The sequence below is a fragment of the Ideonella oryzae genome (assembly GCF_024055665.1).
GTDB classification, from domain to species: domain Bacteria; phylum Pseudomonadota; class Gammaproteobacteria; order Burkholderiales; family Burkholderiaceae_C; genus Ideonella; species Ideonella oryzae.
Genome location: NZ_JAMXMC010000012.1, coordinates 30,911 through 54,525, shown reverse-complemented (window position 1 = coordinate 54,525; position 23,615 = coordinate 30,911). Strand labels below are relative to the sequence as shown.

23 protein-coding genes and 1 riboswitch are annotated in these 23,615 nt (G+C 70.2%); of the genes, 10 read left to right on the top strand and 13 right to left on the bottom strand.

Annotated elements, in window-relative coordinates; genetic code table 11:
- Positions 1 to 137: 137 nt before the first annotated feature.
- Positions 138 to 1,124: a chromate resistance protein ChrB domain-containing protein gene (locus M0L44_RS18725; RefSeq protein ID WP_252771572.1), complete on the top strand. Its 987-nt coding sequence runs from the start codon at positions 138 to 140 to the stop codon at positions 1,122 to 1,124.
- Complete coding sequence (gene chrA / locus M0L44_RS18720; RefSeq protein WP_252771570.1) at positions 1,121 to 2,479, top strand: chromate efflux transporter; 1,359 nt, start codon at positions 1,121 to 1,123, stop codon at positions 2,477 to 2,479. Before M0L44_RS18725 ends, chrA begins: the two co-directional genes overlap by 4 nt.
- A gap of 17 nt (positions 2,480 to 2,496) precedes the next feature.
- Here chrA and M0L44_RS18715 read toward each other — a convergent pair whose 3' ends face one another.
- From M0L44_RS18715 to M0L44_RS18695, 5 genes are all read right to left on the bottom strand, one after another.
- Positions 2,497 to 3,849, bottom strand: coding sequence for a TolC family protein (locus M0L44_RS18715; RefSeq protein ID WP_252771567.1), 1,353 nt, complete (start codon positions 3,847 to 3,849; stop codon positions 2,497 to 2,499).
- A 19-nt stretch (positions 3,850 to 3,868) separates the two neighbouring features.
- Positions 3,869 to 5,677 carry an FUSC family protein gene (locus M0L44_RS18710; protein ID WP_252771565.1) on the bottom strand — a complete coding sequence of 603 codons (1,809 nt, stop codon included), beginning with the start codon at positions 5,675 to 5,677 and terminating at the stop codon, positions 3,869 to 3,871.
- The gene (gene mdtN / locus M0L44_RS18705) at positions 5,674 to 6,717 is read right to left on the bottom strand and encodes a multidrug transporter subunit MdtN (RefSeq protein ID WP_252771711.1); all 1,044 of its coding nucleotides are present in this window, start codon (positions 6,715 to 6,717) and stop codon (positions 5,674 to 5,676) included. The genes M0L44_RS18710 and mdtN overlap by 4 nt, the downstream gene beginning before the upstream one ends.
- 2 nt (positions 6,718 to 6,719) lie before the next feature.
- Entirely contained in the window at positions 6,720 to 6,950 is a 231-nt protein-coding gene (locus tag M0L44_RS18700; protein WP_252771563.1) for a YtcA family lipoprotein, read from the bottom strand.
- 360 nt (positions 6,951 to 7,310) lie between these two features.
- On the bottom strand, positions 7,311 to 8,237 hold the full coding sequence (locus M0L44_RS18695; RefSeq protein ID WP_252771561.1) for an AraC family transcriptional regulator: 927 nt from the start codon (positions 8,235 to 8,237) through the stop codon (positions 7,311 to 7,313).
- A gap of 103 nt (positions 8,238 to 8,340) precedes the next feature.
- On the opposite strand from M0L44_RS18695, the gene M0L44_RS18690 reads away from it, so the two are divergent.
- Together M0L44_RS18690 and M0L44_RS18685 are read left to right on the top strand one after the other, a co-directional pair.
- The gene (locus M0L44_RS18690; protein ID WP_252771559.1) at positions 8,341 to 9,198 is read left to right on the top strand and encodes an NmrA family NAD(P)-binding protein; all 858 of its coding nucleotides are present in this window, start codon (positions 8,341 to 8,343) and stop codon (positions 9,196 to 9,198) included.
- 33 nt (positions 9,199 to 9,231) lie between these two features.
- Positions 9,232 to 9,666 (top strand): nuclear transport factor 2 family protein, encoded by a 435-nt coding sequence (locus M0L44_RS18685; protein ID WP_252771557.1) that lies wholly within the window; start codon positions 9,232 to 9,234, stop codon positions 9,664 to 9,666.
- Positions 9,667 to 9,705: 39 nt separating this feature from the next.
- On the opposite strand, the gene M0L44_RS18680 is transcribed toward M0L44_RS18685, so the two are convergent.
- Positions 9,706 to 10,170 (bottom strand): Lrp/AsnC family transcriptional regulator, encoded by a 465-nt coding sequence (locus tag M0L44_RS18680; protein ID WP_022980133.1) that lies wholly within the window; start codon positions 10,168 to 10,170, stop codon positions 9,706 to 9,708.
- Positions 10,171 to 10,286: 116 nt separating this feature from the next.
- On the opposite strand from M0L44_RS18680, the gene M0L44_RS18675 reads away from it, so the two are divergent.
- Positions 10,287 to 11,495 carry an MFS transporter gene (locus M0L44_RS18675; RefSeq protein WP_252771555.1) on the top strand — a complete coding sequence of 403 codons (1,209 nt, stop codon included), beginning with the start codon at positions 10,287 to 10,289 and terminating at the stop codon, positions 11,493 to 11,495.
- Here M0L44_RS18675 and M0L44_RS18670 read toward each other — a convergent pair.
- Positions 11,482 to 12,678 (bottom strand): GGDEF domain-containing protein, encoded by a 1,197-nt coding sequence (locus M0L44_RS18670; protein ID WP_252771553.1) that lies wholly within the window; start codon positions 12,676 to 12,678, stop codon positions 11,482 to 11,484. The genes M0L44_RS18675 and M0L44_RS18670 overlap by 14 nt on opposite strands.
- Positions 12,679 to 12,715: 37 nt before the next feature.
- Between M0L44_RS18670 and M0L44_RS18665 the strand changes: the two genes are divergently transcribed.
- Together M0L44_RS18665 and M0L44_RS18660 are read left to right on the top strand one after the other, a co-directional pair.
- Positions 12,716 to 13,948 (top strand): anion transporter, encoded by a 1,233-nt coding sequence (locus M0L44_RS18665; protein WP_252771551.1) that lies wholly within the window; start codon positions 12,716 to 12,718, stop codon positions 13,946 to 13,948.
- Positions 13,949 to 13,952: 4 nt separating this feature from the next.
- On the top strand, positions 13,953 to 15,152 hold the full coding sequence (locus tag M0L44_RS18660) for an MFS transporter (protein WP_252771550.1): 1,200 nt from the start codon (positions 13,953 to 13,955) through the stop codon (positions 15,150 to 15,152).
- Here the strand turns inward: M0L44_RS18660 and M0L44_RS18655 are convergent.
- From M0L44_RS18655 to M0L44_RS18645, 3 genes are all read right to left on the bottom strand, one after another.
- On the bottom strand, positions 15,079 to 15,426 hold the full coding sequence (locus M0L44_RS18655; RefSeq protein ID WP_252771548.1) for a DUF190 domain-containing protein: 348 nt from the start codon (positions 15,424 to 15,426) through the stop codon (positions 15,079 to 15,081). The genes M0L44_RS18660 and M0L44_RS18655 overlap by 74 nt on opposite strands.
- Positions 15,427 to 15,428: 2 nt before the next feature.
- Positions 15,429 to 15,824 carry a fluoride efflux transporter CrcB gene (gene crcB, locus M0L44_RS18650; protein ID WP_252771546.1) on the bottom strand — a complete coding sequence of 132 codons (396 nt, stop codon included), beginning with the start codon at positions 15,822 to 15,824 and terminating at the stop codon, positions 15,429 to 15,431.
- 60 nt (positions 15,825 to 15,884) lie between these two features.
- Positions 15,885 to 15,957, bottom strand: a riboswitch (Fluoride riboswitch).
- 32 nt (positions 15,958 to 15,989) lie between these two features.
- Positions 15,990 to 17,057: a DMT family transporter gene (locus M0L44_RS18645; protein WP_252771545.1), complete on the bottom strand. Its 1,068-nt coding sequence runs from the start codon at positions 17,055 to 17,057 to the stop codon at positions 15,990 to 15,992.
- 30 nt (positions 17,058 to 17,087) lie between these two features.
- On the opposite strand from M0L44_RS18645, the gene M0L44_RS18640 reads away from it, so the two are divergent.
- The 3 genes from M0L44_RS18640 to M0L44_RS18630 all read left to right on the top strand — a co-directional run bounded on the left by M0L44_RS18640 (position 17,088) and on the right by M0L44_RS18630 (position 20,451).
- A complete protein-coding gene (locus M0L44_RS18640) occupies positions 17,088 to 17,366 on the top strand; it encodes a metal/formaldehyde-sensitive transcriptional repressor (RefSeq protein ID WP_022982687.1) in 279 nt (92 codons plus the stop codon).
- Positions 17,367 to 17,386: 20 nt separating this feature from the next.
- Positions 17,387 to 18,382, top strand: coding sequence for a CDF family Co(II)/Ni(II) efflux transporter DmeF (gene dmeF, locus M0L44_RS18635; RefSeq protein WP_252771543.1), 996 nt, complete (start codon positions 17,387 to 17,389; stop codon positions 18,380 to 18,382).
- 143 nt (positions 18,383 to 18,525) lie between these two features.
- Positions 18,526 to 20,451 carry a methyl-accepting chemotaxis protein gene (locus tag M0L44_RS18630; RefSeq protein WP_252771541.1) on the top strand — a complete coding sequence of 642 codons (1,926 nt, stop codon included), beginning with the start codon at positions 18,526 to 18,528 and terminating at the stop codon, positions 20,449 to 20,451.
- Here M0L44_RS18630 and M0L44_RS18625 read toward each other — a convergent pair.
- Genes M0L44_RS18625 through M0L44_RS18615 form a run of 3 tightly spaced genes read right to left on the bottom strand, consistent with a single transcriptional unit; the run spans position 20,420 to position 23,615 of the window.
- Entirely contained in the window at positions 20,420 to 21,745 is a 1,326-nt protein-coding gene (locus M0L44_RS18625; RefSeq protein WP_252771539.1) for an amidase, read from the bottom strand. The genes M0L44_RS18630 and M0L44_RS18625 overlap by 32 nt on opposite strands.
- Before the next feature lie 24 nt (positions 21,746 to 21,769).
- Positions 21,770 to 22,534, bottom strand: coding sequence for a class II aldolase/adducin family protein (locus tag M0L44_RS18620; RefSeq protein ID WP_252771538.1), 765 nt, complete (start codon positions 22,532 to 22,534; stop codon positions 21,770 to 21,772).
- A 37-nt stretch (positions 22,535 to 22,571) separates the two neighbouring features.
- On the bottom strand, positions 22,572 to 23,615 hold the full coding sequence (locus tag M0L44_RS18615) for a ketopantoate reductase family protein (RefSeq protein WP_252771536.1): 1,044 nt from the start codon (positions 23,613 to 23,615) through the stop codon (positions 22,572 to 22,574).

Below are 23,615 nucleotides of genomic sequence, written 5' to 3'. Positions count from 1 at the left end.
GGGCAGTGCAAGGGGCAGAGGGGTTGGAACATAACCCAGCGCCCGCAGGACGGTGACCCGGGGTGCTTTCGCCCACGGAAGGGAAGGGGGTTGCGGACCATCTTTGAACATTCATCACATGTCGTGATAATTGCTTCATGAACTCCTGGCTGATCCTCACCGCCACCCTGCCCACCTCGCCCAGCGCGCTGCGGGTCAAGGTGTGGCGTGCGCTGAAGGCCACGCACTGCGCCACGCTGCGGGAGGGCGTCTACATCCTGCCGGCCCAGGCTGGCACCGCCGCGGCCTTCCCGGCCTTGGAAGCCACGATCCGTGACGCCGGTGCCAGCGCCCATCTGCTGCAGGCCCCGGCGCGTGACGCGGCCCAGGAGGCCACCTTCCTGGCGCTGTTCGACCGCAGCCAGGCTTATGCCGAGTTCCTGCAGACCCTGAAAGCCGCCCGCAAGGCCCTGGGCGCGCGGGGCGCTGCCGGGGGCGGGGGGGCAGACGAGGTGGCGGGCCGCAAGACCTTGCGCCAGCTGGCCCAGCAGCTGCAGGCGCTGCAGGCGGCGGATTTCTTCCCCGGTGCGGCGGCCAAGCAGGCCGAAGCCGCCCTGCAGGCTTTGCGGACCGAGCTGGAGCGGCGCTGGTCGCCCGGCGAGCCGGCCCCGGCCGAGGCCCCGCTGGCCCGCCTGTCGGTGGCCGACTTCCAGGGACGCACCTGGGCCACCCGGGCGCGCCCCTGGGTGGACCGTCTGGCCACGGCCTGGCTGATCACGCGGCATGTGGACCGCCAGCCCCGCTTTGTCTGGCTCAAGCCGCCGCTGCGCACGCCCCGCGGCGCGCTGGGCTTCGACTACGACGGCGCGCGCTTCACCCATGTGGGCGAGCGCGTGAGCTTCGAGGTGGTGGCCGAGTCCTTCGGCCTGATGGACCAACCCGGCCTGGCGGCACTGGCGGCGCTGGTGCATGGGCTGGACGTCGGGGGCGTACCGCAGGACGAGGCCGCCGGCATCGAACTGCTGCTGCGCGGCCTGCAGGCCACCCATCCCGACGACGACGCGCTGCTGCAGGCCGCGCTGCCGATTTTCGATGCCCTGCTGGCCGGCCTGGCCGCAGCCCCTGCTTCCAGGAGCCGACCATGAGCACGGCACCCTCCTCTTCGGCCGAGGCACCCTCGGCCCCGCCCGCGCCCACCCTCGGGCAGGCCTTCGTCTACTGGCTGCGGCTGGGCTTCCTGAGCTTTGGCGGGCCGGCCGGGCAGATCGCGCTGATGCACGAGGACCTGGTCGAGCGCCGGCGCTGGATCTCCGAGCAACGCTTTCTGCATGCGCTGAACTACTGCATGGTGCTGCCGGGGCCCGAGGCCCAGCAGTTGGCCACCTACATCGGCTGGCTGATGCACCGCGGCTGGGGTGGGCTGATCGCGGGCGGGTTGTTTGTGCTGCCCTCGCTGCTGATCCTGATCGCGCTGTCCTGGGTCTACATGGCCTGGGGCCAAGTGCCGGCTGTGGCCGGGGTGCTCTACGGCATCAAGCCGGCGGTCACCGCCATCGTCGTGTCGGCCGCGGTGCGCATCGGCTCGCGCACGCTCAAGAACCGCTGGCTCTGGGGCCTGGCGGCGGCGGCCTTTCTGGCCATCTTCGCGCTGGGCCTGCCGTTTCCGCTCATCGTGGGCCTGGCGGGGGTGGTGGGCTACTTCGGCGGGCGGCTGGCGCCGGCCCAGTTCACGGTGGGCGGCGGCCACGGTGCGCAGCGGGCTTCGCAGGGGCCGGCGGTGATCGACGACGACACGCCCACGCCGGCCCATGCGCGCTTCTCCTGGCCCCGTTTCTGGCGCGTGGTGGCGGCCTGCGGGGGCCTGTGGGCGCTGGCCCTGGGGGCGCTGGTGTGGGCCTGCGGCTGGGATGGCGTGCTGACCCAGATGGCCTGGTTCTTCACCAAGGCCGCGCTGCTGACCTTCGGCGGCGCTTACGCGGTGCTGCCCTATGTCTACCAGGGCGCGGCGGACCATTTCCACTGGCTGACGCCGGGCCAGATGATCGACGGCCTGGCGCTGGGCGAGACCACGCCGGGGCCGCTGATCATGGTGGTGTCCTACGTCGGTTTCGTCGGCGGCTGGGGCCAGGCCCTCTTCGGTCCGCAGGCGCTGCCCTGGGCCGGCGTGGCGGCCGCAGCGGTGGTGACCTTCTTCACCTTCCTGCCGTCCTTCTTCTTCATCTTTCTGGGCGCGCCCTTCATCGAATCCACCCACGGCAAGCTCCAGTTCACCGCGCCGCTGACGGCCATCACCGCCGCGGTGGTGGGGGTCATCGTCAACCTGGCCGTGTTCTTCGCGTACCACGTGCTCTGGCCGCGGGGCTGGGCCGGCGGCTTCGAGTGGGTGGCGGCGTTGATCGGCCTGGCCGCCGCGCTGGCCCTGTTCCGCTTCAAGGTCGGCGTGATCCCGGTGGTGCTGGGCGCCGGCCTGCTGGGCGGGGCCTGGCGGTTGCTGGGCTGAGGGGCCGCCGAGGCTCGTCACTGTCCCGTGGCAAAGGCCAGATTGGCCGCCGCCGAGCGGGCGCCGTAGTAGGCCTCGGCCACCGCAAGACGGGCCTCGGCCAGCTGTGTCTGCGCTGCCACCGTGGCTGTGAGGCTGCCCACGCCGTGCCGGTAGGCGTCCAGCGAGGCGTCATAGAAGGTTTGCGAGGTGCTGAGCAGTGTCTGCGCGGCGTCGCAGGCCGCCAGCGACGTGGCCAGGGCGTTGCGTGCGGTGACCACCTGGCGGGCGGCCTCCAGGCGGCTGCGCTGCCAGCCGGCTTCGGCGCGGTCCGCATTGTTGCGGGCCTGCTGCAGGGCGTTGTCGCGCACCTGCCCGTCGTACAGCGGGATGGACAGCCCCAGCAACACGGTGGAACTCCAGCGCTGCCCCTGGACGTTGAGGGTGGGCAACTGCTGGCCAATGCCAGGAATGGCGCTGACCCCCAGGTCGCCGCTGGCGTAGGCGCCGGTGGCTGACAGGAACACCTTGGGGCGGTAGTCGGCCTCGGCGGCTTCCACCGCATGTTGGCTGGCCTGCAGGGTCGCATGGGCGGCGGCCACGTCGGCCCGTCGCGACAGGGCTTCGTCGATCAGCGCATCGACGGTGGGCAGGGTGTCCGGGCCCAAGGGTTGGGGTGACAGCGATGCGATGCGCGGGCCATGGGCCGGCGGCAGGCCGATGGCGTTCGTCAGGGCCGCCTCGGCGTCCTGCAGCGCACCCTGGGCACGCACCCGGGCCAGACGGGCCTGGGCTGTGGCCTGCTGGGCCTGTGCCAGCTCCAGCACGGTGCCCACGCCGCCCTGTCGGCGCGCCTGTGCTGCCAGCTGGATTTCCTGCGCGTTGTCCAGGGCCTGTTGGGCCGTGCGCAGCCGCTCCTGCGCAGCCTGGAAGGCGTAAAAGGCCAGGCAGACCTCGTGGGTGATCGCCAAGCGCTCGCCCGTTTCTCCCCATTGGGCGGCAGTGCTCAAAGCTTGGCTGGAGGCCACCACGGCGTCGCGCTGCCCAAAGTCGTACAGCAGCCAATGGAGCGAGAGTGCCGAGAGCGTGCCTGTGACCGACCCGCCGCCATGGGCGTCCAGGCCGGCAGCCTGCTGGCTGTTGGTGAAAGACTGGCGCCCGGCCGCTATGGTGGCGTTCAGCCGGGGCAGGTAGCTGGCTGCGGCCATGTCCTGACCCAGGGCCGCGTTGCGCGTGCCCGCCTGGGCCATGCGCGTGCCTGGGTTCTCCTGCAGGGCCAGGTCCACCAGCTCGGGCAGGGTGTATTCGTGGTCCGCCGGCCAGGCGGGGGTGGTTTGGGGCGCGGCCATGGCCGTGTTCAGGCTGGCGAACAGGCTGGTGGCCAAGCTCAAAGCAATCGGCAGGCAGCGCTTACGCATGACCAAGGTCTGGGTGTCCAGGGTGTGAGGGGAGAGCCGCAGGGGCAGGCTCAGGAGGAAGGTCCGGGTCCTCTGCTGCCGCGACCAGCCGGGCGCCCAGCGGCCGGGCCTGCTGCAGCCGGGCGCGTCGCTCTGCCAGCCAGGCGTCGGTCGGCCGGATGGCGGGCGGCTCCAGCAGGGCCAGTTGCAGATCGACGGCAGCATTGTCGAGCCGTCCCTGGGCGCCAGCGAACTGGCGCCAGCGCCACCAGGCGGGCTGGGTCTGTTGCAGCGTGGCCAGAACACCCTGTGCAGCGTCCAGGGCTTCATCGATGCGCTGGCTCACACTCACCGGCCACAGCCGCGTCATGACCAGGTAGGAGACCAGGTTGCCCAGCAGGATGCCGATGATGCGGTCCCGGGCGACCACCAGATCGAAGCCGGGGCCGCTGCCCTGGATCACGCAGAGGAAGAACGCGAAGGCGAACTGCAGCCCGGCGTAGGCCACGCGCGGGGTCCCTGCGGCCACCCAGGCGCCCACCGACGCGCCGGCAAAGACCAGCAGGCAGAGCCCGCCGATGTCGGTGAGCTGCGGGATCACCAGCAGGAGCGCGCCGATCCCACAGGCTGCACCGGCCACGCAGCCCGTCAGGCGCAGTTGGAGCTTCTCGATGCTGTCCGCCGCCGTGCCCAGCGACACGATGAAGCAGGTGATGAGGGCGGTGTGGATGCCCGGCCAGCTGGTGGCTGTGTAGAACAGGTAGCACAGCAGGGCGGCACCCGTGACCTTGAGCGCGTGGCGAATGTGGCGCGGGTGGTGGAACGCATCGGGCAGGAAGAAGCCGGTGGCCGGCTGTGCCGGGGCTGCTTCGGCACGCGGCTCGCCACAGCCGGCAAGTGCCGCGTTGAACAGCAGCCAGGGCTGGCGAGCGGCCGGCGTGGCCTGTTCCACCCCGTCTATGGCCTCAATGCAGGCGGGGTAGCCGGCCCGTGTGAGGATGGCAGCCATTTCGCTCAAGGTGTGAGCCATGGCCTCACGTGCGTCCGGCGGTGGCAGGGTGTTGGGTGCATCCACCATCAGCTGCACGGCGGCTTGAAGCGCCAGGACGCGGTCGGAGAGTGCCTGCAGCGCATCCAGGTGCTGGGGGCGGAGGGTGCGCTCCAGCCGGGTCATCCGCAAGGCCTTCTGGACCACGGCATCGTCCTGCACACCGTGCGTGCGCAAGGCGTGTGCCGCCGGTCCAGCGGGATCGGCCAGGGCTTGCGCCGCCACCTGGAGTCGCCCGGCCAGGGCCTGCTGTGTCAGCCGCCATGGGGCGGGCGCGAGCAGCAGGTTCACGACGGTGGATGCTGCGGCAGGAATGCCCGCAAAGAGCCAGGCGTACAGCAGCGCCCGCGTGGCGAGTTCTCCCGATGGGCTGCTGCCCAGCAGGGCCAGGCAATACACCACCACCAGCGCCACCGTGGCGGCCACGCCTTGGAGTTTGCTGGCCGAGTTCAGGAACATCAGCCCGAAGGACAGCCCCGCCATGGCAGCGATCCGCCAGGGCGGGCTGGCGATCATGGCCGGGGCCAGCAGGAACAGACAGGCCAGCACCAGGGTGATCAGCACCGTGATCGCCAGCGACTGGACCAGACTGCCCATGCGGTCGGGCTGGTTCATGAAAAACACGACATAGGTCGTCACGGCGATGTCAGGCGTGCCGTAGGTCTCGGCGATCAGCAGGGTCAGCGTGCAGATCAGCCCCATCCGCAGGGCCTGCGCCGCTCTGCCCGGGGTGGGGGCGAGCAGGTCTTCACGCAGTGCCGGGAGATCCATCATGGACACGCGGCCCCGCCACCGATCTCCACCACGGCGCTGGCCCCCAGCCGGGCCAGCGCCTCTGGAGGGTGCTCCAGACGGATGCGCACCGGGAAGCGCTGGGCCACACGAACCCAGTTCACCGAAGGCTGCACGTAGGGCACCGAGCGAGGCAGGTTCACACGGTCCGTGGACAGCACCCCAAAGCCCAGGCTCTCCACCTGGCCCTTGAGGGGGGTCGTTCGGTCGACCATGGAATAGACGGTGGCGCAACTGCCCGGCCGGATCTGCTGCAGCTCGGTTTCCCGAAAGTTGGCGGACGCCACCCACTCTTCGGTGTTGATCAGCGTGAACAGCGCCTGCGCCGGTGCCACGATCTCGCCGACCGAGATGTTCAGGCCTGTCACGCGGCCATCCTGGCTGGCCCGCACCTCGGTGTCCTGCAGCGCCCGCCGCGCGTTCTCCAGCGCCGCGGTGGCGGCCCGCACACCCGCTTCGGTGCCGGCGTCGCTGCCCACGGACTGGTGCGCGGCCTGTTCCTGCTCGCGGGCCTGTCGCAGTGAGGTGCTGGCATCCCGCGCCGCCACCTGGGCCTGGTCCAGTTGCTGCTCAGGCACATAGCCCTTGGCGCTCAGAGGTGCCAGGCGCTGTTCGGTGCGCGTGGCCAGGGCCAGATTGGTCTCGGCTCGGCGTGTTTGCGCCTGGGCCTGGCGGGCGCCCGACTGTTGCGTCGCGACCAGACGGCGCTGGCTGTCGCGTGCGGCCAGGGCCAGATCGACATTGGCCTGGGCCACGGCCACGGCGTTCTGGTAGGGGACCGGGTCGATGCGAAAGAGCAAATCGCCCTTGTGCACGGCCTGGTTCTCTCGCACGGGCAAGGCCACGATGCGCCCGCCCACGGTGGCTGCGACATGGACCACCTCGGCGTCGATCGTGGCGTCGTCGGTGCTCAGGCGGTTCAGATGCGACACCCCCAGCCAGGCCAGCACGGCCAGTGCGACGATGGCGAGCGCGATCACGACGCTCCGTGGTGAATGCTTGCTCAGACCCCGGGCCTCCATGGTCACCACCCCCGCCAGGCCATCCACAGGCCCAACCCAAAGAGCGTTCCGATGGCCAAGTTGACGGCCAACTGGAATGGCAGGCGCTGCGCCAGGCCGGTGGCGACCATCAGGCCGCGTGACACCGCCGCGGCGGCGATCCCCAGCAACGCGCACATCAACCAGGCCGGAAAGTAGGCGCCGGCAATGCTGACCGTGGGGGCGCTGCTGCAGCCGGGCAGCAGCAACAGCAATAGCGGGAGTGCAGGGCAGGGTCGGGGCAGCTTGGCGTGTTCCAGAGGGCCTCCAGTGGTGCAGGGGGCTGGTTTGACAGGACCGGGTCGGGTCCATCGGGCCGAGGGTGCGCCGCCGTGGCGGAGCCGGTGTGCCCGGAGTCTGCCAAAGCCCAGGGGTGCCCGCAATCTTCAGAGAGGCCTGGCTCCGGATGAATTCCACCCGAGACGTGGCCGTTCCTGCTGAGGGTGGCCAAGGGGTACGGGTCATCCCCGACAACGAAGGTCGAGGTGCCCTGAATCCGCCCGAATTTGGAGGTGCAGCCGCTTGTACGGTGCTATCGGAGGATGGCCCAGCGCGCAATGGTGGGGTGCCGCTCTTTAGTGCATGACCGTTGCACCAGCGAGCTCCCTCTGACCCAGACGCCACCGTCCGGGGGGCTGTCCGTGGTGCCGCCTGAATGCTGTTGTGAATGCGTATAGCGAGGTGTACCCGACACGTTCAGCCACTTCGTCCAGAGACAGATCTTGTGTCCGCAGCAGATCACGCGCCACGGTCATGCGCCACTCCGTGAGGTAGCGTATGGGGGCGTTGCCCAGCACATCCTGGAACACGCGGGTAAAGGTGGCGCGGGACATATGGCTCATCCCGGCCAGTTGGTCCACCGTCCATGGCCGACTTGTGTCGCCGTGCATGGCCTGCAGGGCGCGCGCGAGACGCGGGTCGGATGCACCCCGGAACCAGGCTGGCGCGTTTGAGCTGATGGCCAGCCCGGTGCGAATGCCCATGACCACCAGCACGTCCAACAAACGATCGAGCACCGTCTGCCGCCCTGGCTCAGCGTGCGAAAGCTCCCGCGACAGGAGCCCAACGACTCCGTGGATCGGATCATCCAGACGCGCAGGAATGGACAGGACGGGGGGCAGAGAAGCCACCAGGCCCGCGCCGATGTCCCCGGCAAAGCGATAAGCGCCACAGAGGAACACCGCGGCACGGGGATCATGCTCCGCGTCGTCTTGTGGATGTCGCACCCTGAATTCCTCGGGTGACACGCAGTTCGCGCCGGGCGCATGTGCGATGAAGTGATCCGGCCCGCCTCGCACCAGCGCGAGATCTCCCGGCCTCAGTTCGAGCGCCTGTGCCTGGCCACCGTCGGCCCAGATCCAGGCCTGTCCCTGGATCACGGCATGCACGGCCAGCTGTATCGAGCCCGGCAGACTCAGCCCCCAGGGGGCCACGGCCACCGATCGCGCAAAGACGCCACCCGAGGCTCTGGCCCTGACGAGATGCTCCTGCAAGATGTCCATGGGATGATCGTATCACGCAAAAAATTGATGTTTTTATTGCTTCAATGACTCGACAATGGATCATAAAGTGGCTTCATCAACGATTTCCACCAGGAGCCGCACCATGTCCGAATCCCTTCGCCATCCTCATCCCCCCACCAGCACCACGCTCGTTCTCGGCGCCACCGGCAAGACGGGGGCTCGCGTGGCCCGGCAGCTCGCACAGCGTGGGCTGTCCGTCCGCACGGCTGCGCGCAGTCGCGCCGATGTGCAATTTGACTGGAACGACACGGCGACCTTTGCGAGAGCGCTGAATGGCGTCCAGGGCGCCTACCTGGTGTCCCCGGTGCTGCGTACCGACTTTGCCGGAGTGGTCTCCCAGTTCCTGGACGAGGCCGAACGTGCCGGGGTGCGTCATGTGACCTGCCTGAGTGCCTACGGTATGGAGCATGCGCCCAGAGAAGTCGCACTGCGCGCCGTCGAACTGGATCTGGCTTCGCGCACTTCGCTGACCCACGCCATCCTGCGTCCAGCCTGGTTCATGCAGAACTTCAGCGAGACCTTCCTCAAGCCGGTCCAGGGCGAGATCGTGGTCCCCTGTGGCGCTGGCGCCGAGGCCTTTGTCAGTGTCGACGACATCGCTGCCGTGGCTGCCGAGACCCTGGCCCATCCCGAGCGACACACCGGCCGTGCCTATGCGCCGACGGGGCCGGAGGCACTGACCTTCGAGGAGGCCGCTCGCCAGCTGTCGGTGGCGGCGGGTCGGAGGATCACCTACCGCGACATGGACCGGGAAGCGTGGATCACCGCTATGGTCCAGGCCGGTGTCCCTGCGGAGTACGGTGAGGTCCTGCGCATGCTGACGGAGACCGTTGCTGCGGGGCGGGGCGCCCGGCCCAACGACGATGTGCAACAGGTGACGAGCCGCTCGCCCATCCGCTTCGCCGACTTTGCCGCCGAGACTGCAACTGTCTGGCGCTGAGCATCACGCCCCCGCAGCAGACAAGGAGCCGCCATGTCCCATCTGTCCTACACCGCATTTGCGCCCGTCAAACCATACTTCGATCTGGTGCGAGACGCACTCGGCGACCTCGTCGATGGGCCGCATTTCTTTGATTGCACTGCCCCGGACATTCGTTATGAGGTCCTGTACAAGTTTCCGGGATGGCCACCCATGATCCAGGGGCGGGCCGCCTTGATGGCGAGCTTCGAAGGCTACGGCGAGCACATCGTGATCCACCGTGCCGATCAACTGGTCAGGCACCTCGCGGATGGCGGCAAGACCCTCATCATCGAGTACGCCGTCCATGGAACCATCCTGTCCACCGGCAACCGGTACGACAACCGGTTCTGCTCGATCATCCACTTGGTCGACCGCAAGATCATCCATTGGCGCGACTACATGGACTCCCTCGCGGCCTGGAATGCACTGGCCACTACATCGCAGTGAGGGCGCGGGCAACTGCTTTGACCGATCAGTCGGTGCCCTTCATACATAACCCAGCGGCAGGGCCGTGGTGAGCTTGAGCTCCTCCATGGCGAAGCTGGAGCTGACGTCGTGCAGCTGGGTGCCGTCGGTCAGGCGCTTGTAGACCTTGTCGTAGGCCGCGATGTCGGGCACGACCACGCGCAGCAGGTAGTCCACATCGCCGCTCATACGGTAGAACTCCATCACCTCGGGAATGGCCTGCACCGTGGCCCGAAAGCGCTCGAACCATTCCTGGGTGTGGGTGCTGGTGCGCACCGACACGAAGACGGTGACGCCCACCTGCACCTTGTGCGGGTCCAGCAGGGCCACCTGGCGGGTGATGACCTTCTCGTCCTTCAGGCGCTGGATGCGTCGCCAGCAGGGCGTGGAGGACAGGCCCACCCGGCTGGCGATCTCGCCCACGCTCAGTTCGGCATCGTTCTGCAGCAGGTCCAGGATCTTGACGTCCAGGGCATCGAGTTTCACGGCGGGCTTCGGCGTTGGAAAAGAATTCCGCGCAGCATAGCGAAACAGGGGCTTGCGTTGCGTCGCCGCCATCGGGGTGACGCCTGGTGACAATGGCCCGGCGCACCGCATTCCCCATGGCCACCACCTCCCAACGCTCCGTCGTGATCCGCCTGGGCCTGGCCCAGACCCTGGGCTGGGCCTCGTCCTACTACCTGCCCGCGCTGCTGGCGGTGCCGATGGCGCGCGAGCTGGGCCTGCCCACGGCCTGGGTGTTCGCCGCTTTTTCGCTGGCGCTGGTGGTGTCGGCCTGGGCCGGCCCGCTGGCGGGTGGCCTGATCGACCGCCACGGCGGCCGGCCGGTGTTGATGGGCACCAGCGGGCTGTTCGCGCTGGGGCTGCTGGGGATGTCCCAGGCCCAGGGGCTGACCAGCCTGCTGCTGGCCTGGGCCCTGGTGGGCGTGGCCATGGGCGCGGGCCTGTACGAGGCGGCCTTCGCCACCGTGGTGCGTCTGTATGGCCAGGGGGCGCGCCACGCCATCACCGGCATCACGCTGATGGGGGGGCTGGCCAGCACGGTGGGCTGGCCGCTGACGGCCTGGTTGGAACACCACGTCGGCTGGCGCGGGGCCTGCGCGGCCTGGGCGCTGCTGCATGGGGCCCTGGGCCTGCCGCTGCATGCGGGCCTGCCGCGCTCGGCCGCCTCCGTGGAGGGTGCCGAATTGGCGTCGCAGGACCCGGTGGCCGAAGCGACCGGGGTGACCGGGGCGTTGCCGCGGGCGCCCGCGCCATCGCCCGCCTGGACCTCTTTCCTGCTGGCCGTGGTCTTCGCCATCACCTGGTTCATCAGCACCGCGATGGCGGCCCACCTGCCGACCATGCTGCAGGCGGCCGGGGCCAGCGTGGCGGCATCGGTGGCGGTGGGGGCGCTGGTGGGGCCGGCCCAGGTGGCCGGGCGGCTGCTGGAGTACAGCCTGCCGCGTCGGGTGCACCCGCTGTGGCCGGCGCGCCTGGCCGCCCTGGCGCATCCGCTGGGGGCCGCCACCCTGCTGCTGGCTGGGCCGGTGGCCGCGCCGCTCTTTGCGCTGCTGCACGGGGCGGGCAACGGCATCCTCACCATCGCCAAGGGCACTTTGCCCCTGGTGCTGTTTGGGCCGGCGGGCTACGGCGCGCGCCAGGGCTGGCTGATGCTGCCGGCCCGGGTGACCCAGGCGCTGGCGCCCTTTGCCTTCGGCCTGGTGCTGGACCGCCTGCAGGGCCAGGCCCTGTGGTTCACGGCCGGCCTGGGCCTGCTGTGCTGCGCGGCCCTGCTGGCGCTGCGCGCGGGCCGGTTCAACCCGGCGTGACCGCTTCGCGGGCCGGGGGCATTGCGTCAGGACCCACCAGGGCGTTGCGGCCCTGCCGCTTGGCCTCGTACATGGCGGCATCGGCCTGGGCCATCAGCTGCTGGGGGTCGAGGTCCGAACCCGGGGCCCAGACCGCATAGCCGATGCTCATGGTCAGCGCGGCACAGCCGGCCGGCACCGGGATGGCCGCGCGGGCCATGGCTTGCGTCAGGCGCTGCAGCGTGGCCCGGGCCTGGGTGCGGTCCAGGCCCGGCAGCAGAATCACGAATTCCTCGCCACCCCAGCGGCCGCAGCGGTCGGTGCTGCGCAGGGTGTCCTGCAGCAGCCGGCCGAGCTGGCGCAGCACCTGGTCGCCGGCCGCATGTCCGCCCAGGTCGTTGATCCGCTTGAAGTGGTCGATGTCCAGGAACACCAGGGTCGCGGGTTGGCCCAGCCGCCGCGACAGCGCGAGCATGGCCGCGAATTCCTCTTCGAACGCCTCCCGGCGCAGCACGCCGGTCAGGGTGTCGGTGCGGGCAGCGCTGCGGGCGCGCACCACCTGACGGCCCAGCATCAGGGCCAGCCAGCCGATGTGGAACAGACCGGCGCTGATGGCGAACGGGATCAGTGAGGAGGCGCCGTGATCGCTGCGGGCGGCGTAGCTGCGCGCCGCATCGGCGGGGTCCAGCGCCAGGTGCACCAGGAAGGCCAGCACCGCCAGGCCCATCAGGCCGAAGGGCAACAGCGGCAGCCAGCCGAAACGGCCGAACTCGCACCGCAGGGGGCGCTGCAGCCACAGCACCGGCAGCAGCAGGAGCAGCAGGAAGCAGCCTTGGTAGGCCGCCAGGGGCGCCACCTCCGAAATGGCTTCGGGCAGAGGCCACCAGGCCACCGCCGCTCCACTGGCCAGCAAGGCGAGCCAGACCGGTGCATGTCGAACGTGGCCGCGCACGAAGGCCTCGGCGCCAGCGCTGACCAGCCCGGCACTGAGCAGACCCAGGGTCATCAGGCCGCTGGCCACGGGGCGCAGGCTGCCGTCCTGGCCGACCTGCAGCCAGGCGGTGGCCGCATCGCTGGCACAGCTGGCCAGGAACAACAGGGCGGGTCGACGCTCGCCCGGCATGAGCAGGGCCACGAGCAGCCAGCACAGGGCGAACAGGCCCAGCTGGATCAGGATCAGCGTGAGTGCAAGTTGAACATCCATCGGTGGGACATTGTGGGCCACGGGTGACAATGGTCCGGTGACCACTGTCGTACTGACCATCTTCGTGTTGGTCTACCTGGGCATGATCCTGGGTGGGCTGCCTTTTCTCCAGCTGGACCGCACCGGCGTGGCGCTGCTGGGGGCCATCGCCATGATCGGCACCGAGGCCATTTCGGTGGACGCGGCCGCGCAGGCGGTGCACCTGCCCACGGTGCTGCTGCTGTTCGCCTTCATGGTGGTTTCGGCCCAGATGCAGCTGGGTGGCTTCTACGACTGGGTGACCCTGCGCCTGGCCGGCCTGAAGCTGGGCCCGCCGGGTCTGCTGGCGGCGCTGGTGGTGGTGGCCGGCGGCCTGTCGGCGGTGTTCAGCAACGACGTGGTGTGTCTGGCGGTGGCGCCGGTGCTGGTGGAGGCCTGCCTGCGTCGCCGGCTGGACCCGGTGCCCTTCGCGCTGGCGCTGGCCTGTGCGGCCAACATCGGCTCGGCCGCCACGCTGATCGGCAACCCCCAGAACATGCTGATCGGCCAGACGCTGCAGCTGCACTTCGGCGGCTACATGGCCGAGGCCCTGCTGCCGGTGGCCGTGGGCCTGGGCCTGACCTGGGCGCTGGTGGTGCTGAGCGTGCGTGGCCGCTGGATGCTGGCCGACGGCGCCGCCGGCCCCGCCCCGGCCGGAGAAGCCGAGGCCGTGCCGCTGGACCGCTGGCAGACCGCCAAGGGCCTGGGCGTGGCGGCCGGGGTGCTGCTGGCCTTCCTGTTCACCGACTGGCCGCGCGAGGTCGTGGCCCTGGTGGGCGCGGGCCTGCTGCTGATGAGCCGGCGCATGCGCTCCAGCCGGGTGCTGGGGCTGGTGGACTGGGAGCTGCTGGTGCTCTTCGTGGGCCTGTTCGTCGTCAACGCGGCCTTGCAGCACACCGGCCTGCCGCAGCGCCTGGTGGCCGACATCGCCGCGCACGGCGTGCACCTGGACCAGCCCGGGCCGATGGCGCTGGCCACCTTCGTGCTGTCCAACATCGTCTCCAACGTGCCGGCGGTGATGCTGCTGCTGCCGGTGGCCACCCACCCGCTGGACGGCCCGCTGCTGGCCCTGGTCAGCACCTTTGCCGGCAACCTGTTCATCGTGGGCAGCATTGCCAACATCATCGTGGTCGATGCGGCCCGCCGCCGGGGCGTGGTGATCGACTGGCGCCGCCACGCCGCGCTGGGCGTGCCGGTGACGCTGGTCACGCTGGGCGTGGTGGCGGCCTACCTGGCCTGGCGCCTGGGCTGAGCACATGCGCGCGCGCATCCCCGCCGCCATCTGGGCCCTGGGCCTGGTGAGCATGTTCATGGACATCTCCTCGGAGATGATCCACAGCCTGCTGCCGATGTTCCTGGCCACCTCGCTGGGCGTCTCGGCCACCGCCATCGGCCTGATCGAGGGCCTGGCGGAATCCACCGCGCTGATCGTGAAGGTCTTTTCCGGCGTGCTCAGCGACTGGCTGGGCAAGCGCAAGGGCCTGGCCCTGTTGGGTTACGCGCTGGGGGCCTTCTCCAAGCCCTTCTTCGCCCTGGCCTCCGGGGCCGGGCTGGTGGTGGCGGCCCGCCTGGTGGACCGGGTGGGCAAGGGCATCCGCGGGGCCCCGCGCGACGCCCTGGTGGCCGACCTTGCCCCACCCGAAGTGCGGGGGGCGGCCTTCGGCCTGCGCCAGTCGCTGGACACCGTCGGGGCCTTCCTGGGGCCGCTGCTGGCCACCGCCTTCATGCTGCTGTGGGCCGACAACTTCCGCGCCGTGTTCTGGGTGGCGGTGGTGCCGGCGGTCCTCTCCGTGCTGGTGCTGGCGCTGGGTGTGCGCGAGCCTGAAAGCCACAGCGGCGAGCGTCGCACCAACCCGATCCGCCGCGACACCCTGCGCCTGTTGGGGGCCGGCTACTGGTGGGTGGTGGTGCTGGGCAGCGTGTTCACACTGGCCCGCTTCAGCGAGGCCTTTCTGGTGCTGCGGGCCCAGGCGTTGGGGGTGTCCATGGCCCTGGTGCCGCTGGTGATGGTGGCGATGAACGTGGTCTATGCCGCCAGTGCCTATCCCTTCGGCTGGCTGGCCGACCGCATGTCCCACACCCGGCTGCTGGGCGGCGGTCTGGGGGTGTTGATCGTCTCGGACGTGCTGCTGGCGCGGACCACCGGTCTGCCGGGCCTGCTGGCCGGCGTGGCGCTGTGGGGCATCCACATGGGCATGACCCAGGGCCTGCTGGCCGCCATGGTGGCCGACACCGCGCCCGCGCCGCTGCGCGGCACGGCCTACGGCGTGTTCAACCTGGCCAGTGGCCTGGCCATGCTGCTGGCCAGCGTGGTGGCCGGTGGCCTGTGGGACGCTTTCGGGCCCGGCGCCACCTTCTGGGCCGGGGCGGGCTTCGCAGGGCTCAGCCTGCTGCTGCTGGCGTGGCACCCGGGTCGGGCCCGCCCAGCACCCCGAACTCCACCGGCGTCTTGGTGAAGAAGACATTGGCCTGGGCCGCGGTGAGGGCCTGGGCCAGCCGGGTCCATTCGTCCTCGGTCACCACCAGCGTCACCTCGATGGGCTGGTCGGACAGTTCGAAGAAGTGGGCCGAGTGCAGGCGGCCGTCGCGGCCGATGCCGTCCGTGCCGACGCTCAGCGTGGCGCCGCGGATGCCCTGCTGCCGGGCGGTTTCCATCAGCCACGCGCCCATGGGCTGGTGACCGTGGCGCCGGCCCTCGCCGGTGAAGAAGGTGATCTGGAAGCCTTGCATGCTCATGCTCCTGCCAGCCGGAGGTGGCGCACCAGGGAGACGGTGCCGATGCCCAGCAGCGTCATCGTGATGCTGCCGGCCACATGCACCGCCACCGCCATCAGGGACCAGCCCAGGCGGCCGGCCATCAGCTGGGTGACGACCTCGGCCGAGAAGGTGGAGAAGGTGGTGAGTCCGCCCAGGAAGCCGGTGACCGCGAACAGTCGCCATTCGGGGGGCAGGGTGGGGTGGGTGGCGAAGAAGGCCACGGCTAGCCCGATCAGGTAGCCCCCCAGCAGGTTGGCCGCCAGTGTGCCCGGCGGCAGGAAGGGGAAGAGGGCATTGAGCTGGTTGCCCAGCACCCAGCGCAGCAGGGCACCCAACGAGGCGCCCAGGGCGATGGCCAAGACGGCAAGCATTCGGACACGTCCTTTCGTTCACAGCAGAAGGAAGGACGCGGCTACGCATCCCTCCCGGGAGATTGCGTAGGCATCATCAGCACGCACCGGATGGTGCGGCGGTTCGAGGAGGCATGCCATCTCCTGTGGGGCGCAGCTTAGCAGATTGGCCTGCGTCGCCGGGGCTCAATGGGTGTGGCGGTGGTGCTCGTCCGGCACATGCGCGTGGGTGTGTTGAACCGGCTGGTGCTGGTGGGGATGGCTGTGCGGGCCGGGCGGCATCGGGTCATGGCGATGGTCGTGGTGTCCGTCGTCATGGGTGTGGGCGTGCTCATGGGCCAGGGCTTCGTGCTGGTGCCGGTGGTCGTGGCGCTCGGCCAGGTGCAGCAGGATGCCGGCCAGCATCAGCGCCGCCCCCACCGGCAGCCAGGGGCCATCCGACGGTGCCCCCATGGTCCAGGCCAGCGCGGCACCGACGAAAGGGGCGAAGGCGAAGACCGAGCCGGTGCGGGCGGCGCCGAACGCCCGCTGGGCCAGCAGGTAGAAGCGCAGACTCAGGCCATAGCCGGTGGCACCCACGCCCAGCAGGGCCAGGGCGGGGCCGGTGGCGGGCCAGCCCTCGCCCAGGGCTGCCGCCAAGCCCAGCGTGGCCAGCGCGCCCAGCAGGCCCTTGAGCATCACCACCTGGCCGGGGTCGCGCTCGGCCAGCGCGCGCGAGAGCGTGTTGTCCACACCCCAGGCGGCGGTGGCCAGCAGCACCGCCAGCAGGCCCACCCATTGGCCGCTGCCACCCTGGGTCCGGTCCAGCACCAGCGCCATGCCGCCCAGCGTCAGCAGGCCCAGGGCCAGCCGCACCCGGCGGTCCAGGTTCTCGTGGTACCACCACCGCGCCAGCAGGGCGGTGAAGACCGCTTCCAGCGTCAGCATCAGCGAGGCACTGGTGCCGCTGGTGTGCTGCAGGCCCCAGGCCAGGGCCACCGGGCCGATGCCCGCGCCGAACAGGGCCATCCACGTCAGCCGGGGCAGGTCGCTACGGCGCAGCCGGGCCTCGCGCTCCACCGGCTGGCGCAGCAGCAGCCCCACCAGCGCCGCACCGGCGTAGAGCAGGCCGGCGGTGGTGAAGCTGCCCAGGCCGGCGCCCCAGCGTTGCACCAAGGGGGTGCTGATGCCGAAGAGCACGGCGGCCAGCAGGGCGATGAGGCCCCCGCGCAGGGCCGGCCAACGGGCGGCAGGGAAGGAGGGCTTTGATACCATACCCCCCTATTCTATGAAGGCGATGATCCCATGAGCCACACCGTTCGCGACAAGTCCAAGCTGTTGGGGCGGGTGCGGCGCATCCGCGGCCAGGTGGAGGCCCTGGAGCGCTCGCTGGAGGCCGAGAAGGGCTGCGCCGAGGTGCTGCACCAGATCGCCGCCGTGCGCGGCGCGATGAACGGCCTGATGGCCGAGGTGCTGGAGGACCATGTGCGCTCGCACATCGCCGACCCGGCCATCACCGACGCGGCCGAGCGCACCCAGGGCGCCGACGAGCTGATCGAGGTGCTGCGCAGCTACCTGCGCTGAACAAACCGCAGAGGAATCCCATGCACATCGAAGATCTGTCGCGCTGGACCCATGAACACCGCTTCGACAGCGGCAACGCCGCCGCCGAGCGCGGCACCCGGGTGGTGATGTGGATCACCGCCGCCATGATGGTGGTGGAGATCGCCGCCGGCTGGTGGTTCAACTCCATGGCCCTGCTGGCCGACGGTTGGCACATGAGCTCGCATGCGGTGGCCATCGGCCTGTCGGCCGCGGCCTATGCGCTGGCGCGCCGCCACGCGCAGGACCCGCGCTTCGCCTTCGGCACCTGGAAGATCGAGATCCTGGGTGGCTTCGCCAGCGCCATCTTCCTGCTGGGTGTGGCGGCGCTGATGGTGGTGGGCTCGGTGGAGCGCATCCTCAGCCCCGCGCCCATCCACTATCAGGAGGCCATCGTGGTGGCGGTGCTGGGCCTGGTGGTCAACATCGTCTGCGCGCTGATCCTGGGGCAGGCCCACCACCATGGGCACGACCACGGGCATGGCCATGGACAGGGTCACGACCACGGGCATGGGGGACACGGTCATGACCACGACGAGCACGGCCACCACGACCTCAACCTGAAGTCGGCCTATGTGCACGTCATTGCCGATGCGGCGACCTCGGTGCTGGCCATCGCGGCGCTGGTGGGCGGCTGGCTCTGGGGCTGGTCCTGGCTGGACCCGCTGATGGGTCTGGTGGGCGCGGTGCTGGTGGGTGTGTGGGCCAAGGGCCTGGTGGTGGACACCGCCAAGGTGCTGCTGGACCGCGAGATGGACCACCCGGTGGTCGAGGAGATCCGCGGGGTGGTGGAGGGGGAGGGCGATGCCGCCACGGGCGGTAGCCGCATCACCGACCTGCATGTCTGGCGCGTGGGGCAGGGCGCCTATGCCTGCGCCCTGACGGTGGTAACACATGACGGCGCCCTGACGCCGGACGTGGTGCGCCAACGCCTGGCGGTGCATGAGGAGGTGGTGCACAGCACCATCGAGATCCACCACTGCCCGGCCCATCCTTGAAACAAGCGGGGCAATCGGCCGCTGTTCGACCGCCGCTCGGGCGGCAAAGTCTCTAATCTGTCAGGCAATTCTGATCTGATGCCGCACGTGCCGCAGAGTGCGTCGGTCCAGGTCCTTTCCTCAGCCCGGAGACAACCGCTGCCATGCCTCTTCCCTTCTTTGCCCGCCACACGCCCCGTCGGGGGCCGTTCGATTGCCAGGCCCTGCCGAGCTCCCTGGGGAGTGTGGGCTTGCGCGGTGCCCGCGGACTGTTGATGGTGTTCGTACCGCCCGGCGCCGACTTCGGTCGGGTCAACGCCGCGTGGCAGGAGCTGGCGCATGAAGGCCTGACCGTGGTGGCCCTGTCGTCCTCCGGGGCGCTGTGCTCTGCAGCGGGGGCCTCCACCTACTGCGAAGCCAATACGGTGGAGGGCAGCTGGCTTTACCTGCCCAAGGCCCTGATCGGGCAGCACGAGCTGCACCTGGTGGACCTGCATGTGAATGGCGAGCATTCGGCCAAGAAGCGGGTGAGCGCCATCCGCGGCGAGCTGGACCGCCTGTCGCTGCGCATGCCGCTGTCGGCCGAGCGTCACTTCGCGCTGGTCTATTGCGACGGCGTCTCGGCCTCCGAAGGTTTTCTGATGCAGGCCTGGTACGCCAGCGGGCGCTTCCCCTGCCTGGCCATCGGCGGTTCGGCCGGCGGCCCGCTGGATCTGGGCGCCACCTTCATCGGCACCCGCCAGGGCGTGGTGCAGCACAAGGCCGCGGTCATCTTCTGCGAGATGGCGCGTGGCAAGTCCTTCGCGCCCTTCAAGTCCCAGAACTTCGAGCCCACCAACCAGAGCTGGCTGGTGGCCCAGGCCGACCCGGTCTCGCGCACCGTGCATTCGGTGCTGGACGCGAACAACCGCCCGCGTCCGGTGACCGAGGTGCTCTGCGAGCACTTCCGCTGCCAGCCTTCGGAGCTGGGCGCGCGCCTGCAGAACATGACCTTCGCGGTGAAGGTCGACGACGAGTTCTTCATCCGCTCGGTGGCCAGCCTCCAGGCCGACCACATCACCTTCTTCTGCGACCTGGAGTTCGGTGACCGGCTGCACCTGCTGCGTGCCACGCCCTTTGTGGAAAGCACCGAGCGCGACTGGGCCCGCTTCATGTCCGGCAAGCCCCAGCCGCTGGGCATGCTGCTCAACGACTGCGTGCTGCGCCGCGTGGGCAATGCCGGCCAGCTGGGCCAGGCCCGCTTCTTCGACCGCATTCCGGCCGCGGGCTTCTCCAGCTTTGGCGAGATCCTGGGCGTGCCCATCAACCAGACCCTCTCGGCCCTGGTCTTCTTCGACCGCAACATCAAGGCGATGAGCCAGTTCCCGGTGCAGTACGCGGCCTATGCGGCGCACTACGCGCAGCGCGCGCTGCACCGCTGGGAGGCCATGCACAGCATCCAGTCCGGCATGATGGAGCGGGTGGTGGCCTACCAGCAGAACGTGGAGCCGCTGCTGCAGGCGCTGCCGCAGCTGGAGCACGCCACCTCGCTGCAGTCCCAGGCGCTGAACGTGGCCGAGACGAACATCCGCTCGCTCAGCGACGCGGCCCTGCAGACGCGCGGCGCCCAGGACCACCTGGAGAGCGAGCTCACCGAGCTGGAGCGCATCTCCAGCGGCATCAGCCAGGTCACCTCCGGCATCGGCCGCATCGCGGACCAGACCAATCTGCTGGCGCTCAACGCCGCGGTGGAAGCGGCCCGCGCGGGCGACGCCGGGCGCGGTTTCTCGGTGGTGGCCGACGAGGTGCGGCGCCTGGCCCAGTCGTCCAAGAGCCAGGCCGACACCACGCGCAAGGACATCACCGGCGCGGTGGAGGCCATCGCCCGCATCCGCGCGGTGGCCGGGCAGACGGTGGACACCACCCAGCAGATGGCCCAGCAGAGCATCGCCGCGGCCGAGAAGATCGCCACCATGAGCGCCGACACCGAAGAGGAGCGGCGCAAGATCTCGGTCTGCCTGTCCAGCCTGAAGGACATGGCCAAGCAGATGGACGCGATGCGCGACAGCGTGGACCAGATCACCCTGCTGGGCAAACTGGCCACGGCCTGAGTGCCAGCACCTCACCCACCCGCTTGGCCACGGCCAGCAGGTCGCGTTCGCGCTGCGGGTGGCCCACCAGCTGCAGGCCAATGGGCATGTGGTTCGGGCCGAACAGGCCGGGCACGTTGACGCAGGGGTTGCCCAGCAGGTTCCAAACGCGGCTGAAGGCCGGGTCGCCGGTGGCCGCCAGGCCCAGCGGGGCTTCGCCCGGGGCGGCGGGCACCAGCAGGGCGTCCGCCCCCTGCAGGCGGCCGGCCAGCCAGCTGCGGCCCTGGCGGGCCAGGGCCTGGGCGTCGTCGTAAGCGGTCTGGGTCACGGTCTGGCCGTGTTCCAGCAGCTGCACCAGCGCGGCGCCCATCCGGTCACGGTGCGCCGCCAGTTCAGGGGCCAGGCTGCGGGTGGCCTCCCAGGCCATGATGGTCTTCTGGGCCTCAAACAGCGCGGCCAGCAGCGGGGGCAGCGCGGCGTCTTCCAGCGGGATGCCGGCCTGGCCCAGTCGCTGCAGGCCTTCGGCCCAGGCGGCAGCACCGCCGGCATCCAGCATCGGGGCCAGATGGGTGGCGCTGAAGAGCAGGCGCGGGGCAGCCAGTGCGGGCAGGGGGGCGAAGTCCTCCTGGTCCAGCGCGGCGCGCAGCAGTTCCAGGTCGTTGGCGCTGCGGGCCATCCAGCCCAGCGTGTCGAGCGAATGCGACAGCCCTTTGATGCCATCGAGCGGGTAGCGCCCGAAGGTGGCCTTGAGGGCCCAGACGCCGCAGTAGGAGGCCGGCCGGATCAGCGAGCCGGCGGTCTGGGTGCCGAAGGCCAGCGGCACCATGCCGGCGGCCACCGCCGCGGCCGAGCCGCTGGAGGAGCCACCGGGCGTGCGGGCCGTGTCCCAGGGGTTGGCCGTGGGGCCGGGCTGGAAGTAGCCGAATTCTGTTGTGACCAGCTTGCCCAGCGGCACGCCGCCCTGGGCCTGCACCGCACGCACCACCCAGCCGTCACGGTCGGGCTGGTGGCCTTCATAGATCGGCGAGCCATAGCCGGTGGGCCAGGCGCGGGTGTCGATCAGGTCCTTCAGGCCGATGGCGATGCCGTGCAGCAGGTCGCTGGCCGGGTGGGCGGCCTGGGCCAGGGCCACCGCGGGGTCGAACGATTGCCAGGCCCGGACGGCCGGCTCATGCTGCTGCACGCGGGCGATGCAGTCCTGCACCGCCTGGCCGGGCGTGAGCCGTCCCTGGCTGATCTGCTCGCGGGTGTCGCAGGCGCTGCGGCAATGGGCGTCGGCCACATGCGGCGGCAGGCGGGAAGTGTCCTGGGTCATGGCAATCGCTTTCGTGGCAGGGGCTCAGTGGGCGCGCTTGGCGTGCATCTGGCGCACCATGGCGTTGAAGAACTTCTCTGCGAAGCCGCTGTCGCGGATCAGCTCGGCCGTCAGGTGGGCGCAGCGTTCGCCGATGGCGTCCGGCAGCGCCACGTTGTCACCCGGGATGCTGCCGGCGGCCACCTGGATCTCGGCGGCGCGCTGCACCGTCCACAGCAGGAAGAAGGCGCGCGGAATGTCCATCTCGCCCACGGCGATGCCGTGGTTGCGCAGCACCAGGATGTGCTTCTCGCCCAGGCTGGCCAGCATGCGCGGCTTCTCGTCGGCGAACAGCGTGATGCCTTCGAAGGTGTGGTAGCCCACGCGGCCATAGAGCTGGGCGCCGTAGAAGTCGTCGTGGCTGAAGCCGGCCCGCTTCATCGCGATGGCCGAGATCGGCGTGGTGTGGGTGTGGATCAGGCAGTGGATGTCCTCGCGGGCACCGTGGATGGCGCCGTGCAGCGCGAAGCCGGCCGGGTTGGCGTCGTAGGGCGAGGGCTCGATCTTGTGGCCATCGATGTCCACCTTGAGCAGGTTGGCCGGCGTGACCTCGTCGTAGTTCAGGCCGAAGGGGTTGACCAGGTAGTGGTCGGTGCCGGGCAGGCGGGCCGAGATGTGGTTGAAGATGGTCTCGGTCCAGCCGAAGAAGTCGACCAGGTGGTAGCAGTGAGCCAGCTGCACGCGCAGGGCCCATTCGGCATCGCTGATGTGGGCGGGCTTCAGTTCGGCGGCGTTGGGGGTGAGGTCCATGGGGCGTTCCGGGGTGGGTTGAAGCAGGAGAGCGGCCTCAGGCCGCGACAGGGGAAGCAGCCTGAGGCCGGGGCGCCTCGGCCTGGAGACGGGGTTGGCGCCAGCGCGCCAGGTCGATCAGGGCCCGGGTGGCGGGCATGGGCAGGCCGTAGCGCGCGCCCAGCTCCACCATCGCGTCGCCAATGGCGGCCAGTTCCAGCGGGCGGCCGCGCTCCAGGTCCTGCAGCATGGAGGTCCGCACCGGGCCCATCGCCGCGCCCAGCTGGATGAACTCGATGGGGTCGATCTCCAGCCGCGCGCCATAGGCGCTGGCCGCCAGCATCACCTCGTGCATCACCGCGCGCACGGTGTGCAGCAGCGAGTCGCGGGTGTAGATCTCTTCCAGCGTGGCGCCGGTGACGACCGACAGCGGATTGGAGGTGAGGTTGGCGATCAGCTTGGTCCAGAGCTTGTCGCGGATGCGCTCCAGCGACCGGCCTTCGATGCCGGCGCTGTTCAGCAGCTGGCAGACCGCCTGCAGCCGCGGTGCCAGACCGCCGCCCAGTTCCCCCAGCATGATCAGGTGCGGGGTGCGTGAGACACACCAGCCCGGCGCGGGCGACTCGGCGGTGACGAAGACCACCGCGCCCAGCACCCGGTCCATCGGCAGCTGCCGCAGCAACTGGCCGTCCGGGTCCACGGCCTGGACGGGCTGGCCCTCGAAGCGCTGGCCGCTGCGGTGGAAGTACCAGAAGGGCACGCCGTTGACCAGCGGAATGATCAGGGCGCCGGGCGCCAGGACCGGCAGCACCTGCGCGCTCAGCGCGGGCAGGTCCTGGGCCTTGCTGCACAGAAAGACCAGGTCCTGCGGGCCGAGGTCCGCGGCCCGGCTGGCGACGGGCACGCGCACCTCGGTGCGGCCGCTCAGGTCGTCCAGCCGCAGGCCCTGTTCGCGCACAGTCTGCAAGGTGTGGCCGCGGGCCAGCAGGCTCACGGTGTGGCCGGCTGCCGCCAGGCGGGTGGCCAGCGTGCAGCCAATGGCCCCGGCGCCGGCCACCAGGATGCGGGGCCGGGCGGGAAAGTCGGAAGAAGGGGAAGGCAT